Annotated in this window: 4 protein-coding genes and 3 pseudogenes; 3 read left to right on the top strand and 4 right to left on the bottom strand. The window is 67.7% G+C overall.

Features of this window, described 5'->3' with window-relative positions; genetic code table 11:
- Positions 1-15: 15 nt before the first annotated feature.
- The 3 genes and pseudogenes from BZY54_RS55785 to BZY54_RS54460 all read left to right on the top strand — a co-directional run.
- Positions 16-468, top strand: a pseudogene (locus BZY54_RS55785) (IS3 family transposase); the annotation flags it as partial.
- 20 nt (positions 469-488) lie between these two features.
- Positions 489-641: a hypothetical protein gene (locus BZY54_RS54465; protein ID WP_244217716.1), complete on the top strand. Its 153-nt coding sequence runs from the start codon at positions 489-491 to the stop codon at positions 639-641.
- Positions 642-676: 35 nt separating this feature from the next.
- Complete coding sequence (locus BZY54_RS54460; RefSeq protein WP_244217715.1) at positions 677-820, top strand: IS3 family transposase; 144 nt, start codon at positions 677-679, stop codon at positions 818-820.
- An 88-nt stretch (positions 821-908) separates the two neighbouring features.
- Here BZY54_RS54460 and BZY54_RS48155 read toward each other — a convergent pair.
- The 4 genes and pseudogenes from BZY54_RS48155 to BZY54_RS48140 form a co-directional block, all read right to left on the bottom strand.
- Positions 909-1,064 (bottom strand): annotated as a pseudogene (locus BZY54_RS48155) (transposase); the annotation flags it as partial.
- A 166-nt stretch (positions 1,065-1,230) separates the two neighbouring features.
- A pseudogene (locus BZY54_RS48150) lies at positions 1,231-1,824 on the bottom strand (IS3 family transposase); the annotation flags it as partial.
- Entirely contained in the window at positions 1,749-2,702 is a 954-nt protein-coding gene (locus BZY54_RS54455) for a site-specific integrase (RefSeq protein ID WP_244217714.1), read from the bottom strand. The pseudogene BZY54_RS48150 and the gene BZY54_RS54455, both read right to left, overlap by 76 nt.
- A 609-nt stretch (positions 2,703-3,311) precedes the next feature.
- Positions 3,312-3,981: BPL-N domain-containing protein (locus BZY54_RS48140; protein ID WP_208641004.1), on the bottom strand; the 670-nt coding region annotated here is incomplete at its 5' end.

The following is a 3,981-nucleotide window of genomic DNA, read 5'->3' as shown; positions in this document are numbered from 1 at the left end:
CCCTCGGCCCGCAGCCTGCGCGACGAGGAACTCACTTTGGAGATCCGCCGGATCCATGAGGCCAACTACGGTGTCTACGGGGCACGCAAGGTCCACACAGCCCTGGGACGCGAGGGATTCGAGGTGGCCCGCTGCACGGTCGAGCGCCTCATGCGCGCGGCCGGACTGCGCGGAGTGATCCGGGCCAAGAGCCCGTGCCCCACCCGGCCCGCTCCCGAGACCGCCCGGCCCGCCGACCTGGTCGAGCGGCAGTTCACCGCGACCGCGCCGAACCAGCTGTGGGTAGCGGACATCACCTACATCCGCACCTTCTCCGGCTGGGTCTACGCCGCCTTCGTCATCGACGTCTTCTCCCGCATGGTCGTCGGCTGGCAGGTCGCCACCAGTCTCTACACCGACCTCGCTCTCGACGCGCTGGAGATGGCGATCTGGCGCCGCCGGCACGCCGGACCTCAACGACCATCTACTATCGATCAAATAAGCCGGTGTTGCATCCACTGGTTGAACCTGGTCAATACCGAGCTCTCCGCTACACAGAACGTCTCGAACAGGAGGCCGCCGTGGCCTCGGTCGGTTCCAGGGGCGACTCGTACGACAACGCCCTGGCCGAGGCGTTCAACAGCCTGTTCAAGCCGAACTGATCCGCAACAAGGGGCCGTGGACCGGCATCAACGACGTGGAGGTCGTGGTCGCCGAGTACGTCGACTGGTTCAACCAGCGACGCCTCCACGGCGAACTCGGCCACATCACTCCTGCCGAACACGAGGCAGCCCACTACCTCACGGCCGAACCCTCTGCGTCACTCCAGAAAACCAGCTAACTCACTCTCCACGAAACCCGGGGCTTGACATTTCCATTCAGCCACGGCAAGCAGGCCGGTCTCAAGGGATTACCTGGCAACCGCCGCCGACGACCGCGGCGGTGACCATGACGCCCATCAGCAGGCCGAGCGTGTCGACCACGACATGCCGCTTGCGCCCGTTGATCAGCTTGCCGCCGTCGAAGCCACGGCTGTCGGCGCCGACCACGGCGTCTGCCTTGACTGACTGCGAATCGATCACCCCTAACCGATGGCCCCGGGCGTGCTGCCAACACTGCGACAGGCGCAGGCCACGACGCAGGGCACGGCATCGCTGATGATGCGGCCATCCTCAGCACTCGGAATCTGCCGCCAGGGGGGAACTCGTATGGATCGGGTGTGAGGTTCCCCCGGTGCACGGGAGTGGATGACTAGCTGGTCAGGACGGGTTGACGTGGTTTCAGGTTCACTTGTTCGGTCGTTGCCTGGTTGGCGTAGTGCTTCTCCTCGTACTCGATGGGGCTGAGGTAGCCGAGCCGTTTCTGGATGCGGCGAGGGTTGTAGAAGCCGTCGATGTACTCGAAGAGGGCGAGGTTCGCTTCGGCCCTGGTGGCGAAGACCCGACCGCGGATGCACTCGGTCTTGATCAGCATCCACAGGTTCTCCGCCAGGGCATTGTCGTACGAGTCGCCGACCGAGCCCATGGACGCTTGGATCCCGGCTCTGACCAGGCGTGTTGTGAGCTTCACGGACGTGTATTGACAGCCGTGGTCGGCATGGTGGACGAGCTCGCCGGGGACGGGCTCGCGGCGGGCCAGGGCGTACTCCAGCGAGGTCAGGACCAGGTCCGCGTCCGCACGAGCGGAGGTTTCCCAGGCCACCACCCGGCGGGAGAACGCGTCGCGGATCGCGGACAGCCACAGCGGGCCCTCCAGCGTCGCGATCACGGTCAGGTCGGTGACCCACGGCCGGTTCGGCCCGTTCGCGGTGAAGTCGCGCCTGACCAGGTCAGGAGCAAGGTCGGCGTCCGGGTCACGTCGGGTGAAGCCCTTGCCCCGGCGGGGGCTGATCCCTGCGAGGGCCATGCCGCGGGGTTGCCCTCAGCGCCGAACAGCGGCCGGACTTCGGTGAACCACTCGTCCAGGATGTCGGGAGTCCAGTCCCACACGGTCAGCACGGAACGCCGCATGGGAGGCGAGCCCTTCTTGGCCTTGCCGAAGCGGACCCGGCAGAGACCGAACTCGCCGTACTCGGCTCCGTGCGGGTTGCGGCCGAAGTCGGCGGCGTCCAGCATCCGCGTCTCGTTCCGCCGTGTGCCGAAGGCGTACGCGGTCTTGAACAGGGTCGCGTCACGGAAGGCCGGCAACCAGCCCTTGCGGCCGAAGGCCCGGATGCGGGCGACCTCGTCGTCGCAGTGAGCGAAGAAGGCGTGCAGCTCAGCTTTGGTGAAGGCCCGCTTCTTCGCATCGGCCTCGTTGTCCTGGATGTGAACGGCGGTGTTCCACTCGTGCACGACCTGGACCGGGTGGGAACCGAACCGCTCCTCGCAGGTGGCGGCCCACTCGTAGAGGGGATCGGTGGCGAAGTGGCAGAAGGCGCGGACGGCTTCGGAGTACGAGCGGATCGTCGATCGCTTCAGGTCACGCAGTGAGCGCAGGTCACCAAGCCACTCGTCGACCATCGCCGGCGTCCACTGCCACGGGAAGGCGTTCACGTAGGCGGCGAACGCCTTCACCGTGTTCTCCCTGCCCTCAACCGTTGAGCGGGCCAGGTTCCGCGCGAGCTGCTGGTTCGCGAATCCGCCCAACATCGCGGTGAACACCTGCTCTTCCGGCCGCAGCAGTGCGACCCCGTCCGCCAGGTGCAGCGTCGCCGCCCCCTGCGCCGTTCCTCTGAACCTCACCGGCTACCACTCTCCGTCACTCGCATCTGATGCGAGGAAACCGCATCAGATGCGAGCCGGAGCTGAAACCGCAGGCCATCCACCCTGACGAGTGACAAGGGCTCGCCACTTCCCCTTGCCAAGCGCTACGGTCACAGTTCACTCAGACGTCCGACGCCGCAGATCAGCCGCGCGTCCGCGGCTCGCACAGGACGCGATGCGCATACCGTCGCCAGTTCGCATCCGATGCAATTGGCGGCGCTTGAACAACGGGACGAAAACTGGCGCTAAGCCCTTCGCGTGCCTGAGAGCGCTTTGACCTGGGGTTCGGCGGAGCCGGAGCCTTCGGCAGTCGTGTCGATCACTGACTGTCTGGAGGTCCGGAGTGCCGGTCGAGTTTCTGACGGATGAGCAGGCCGCAAGCTATGCAGCCGTGCGTGCGTACGACGTCATCCGCATGCTGTCGCGGGACGGGCGCCCCACCCCGCTCGGCGACGCGATCGCCAGCAGCCGGTGCGAGCTCCGGGCTGCTGCTGGGCCGGGACTGGGAGCCGGTCCCACCCACGGCCGCCGCACCCACCCGGTGTGGCGGCGCGTGGTTCGAGTCTGCCGTGCGAGAGTGGGTTTTGGTCACTCCAGCACCTCCGTCACCAGGTCCAGCCCCAGGTCGTGGGTGTGGTGGACCGAGAGGCCCTCGTCGAGGAACCAGTCGTCGGTGGCTTCCGGGTGGGGGCCCACGACACCGACGCGGCCGTTGCCGAAGGGGGTGACCAGGGCGGCTATGGTGCCGTTCGGGTAGGTGGCGAGGATGGTGACGTCGGCGTCGCGGTCGAGGATGAAGTGCGGGCCGTCCTGGAAGTAGAGGGTGCGGGTGAGGCCGCGCCATGCGGTTTCTACCAGGGTGTCGCGGTCGTTGTGGATGGTGGCGCCGGGCGTGGCGATGTATTGGTCGGTGTCGCCAGGGAGGAGCGCGAAGCCGGGAGTGGCGCCGGCCAGGTAGCCGCCCAGGCAGAAGCCCAGGTAGCGGCCGCCGCCGTGGACGTAGTCGCGGATCTCGTCGGCGTGCTTCTTCAGGCGGCGGTACGCGGCGGAGAGGGAGCCGCCGCCGGGCTGGGCGTAGACGTGGGCGTGGGCCAGGGCCGTGGCGGAGAGCGGGATCTCCTCGTGCGGTCCGGTGTAGCGGACGTCGAGGTCCCAGGGGCCGGAGGCGAGAAGTGCGGCGACCGCCTCTGAGCAGCCGGCGGGGCGGGCGGCCGGGCCCCGGTAGACGAGGGCCAGGGGGCGTCCGCCGGGGAAGGGG

The sequence above is a fragment of the Streptomyces carpinensis genome (genome assembly GCF_002154505.1).
Classification (GTDB): domain Bacteria; phylum Actinomycetota; class Actinomycetes; order Streptomycetales; family Streptomycetaceae; genus Streptomyces; species Streptomyces carpinensis.
This window is presented reverse-complemented; position numbering and strand designations above follow the sequence as displayed.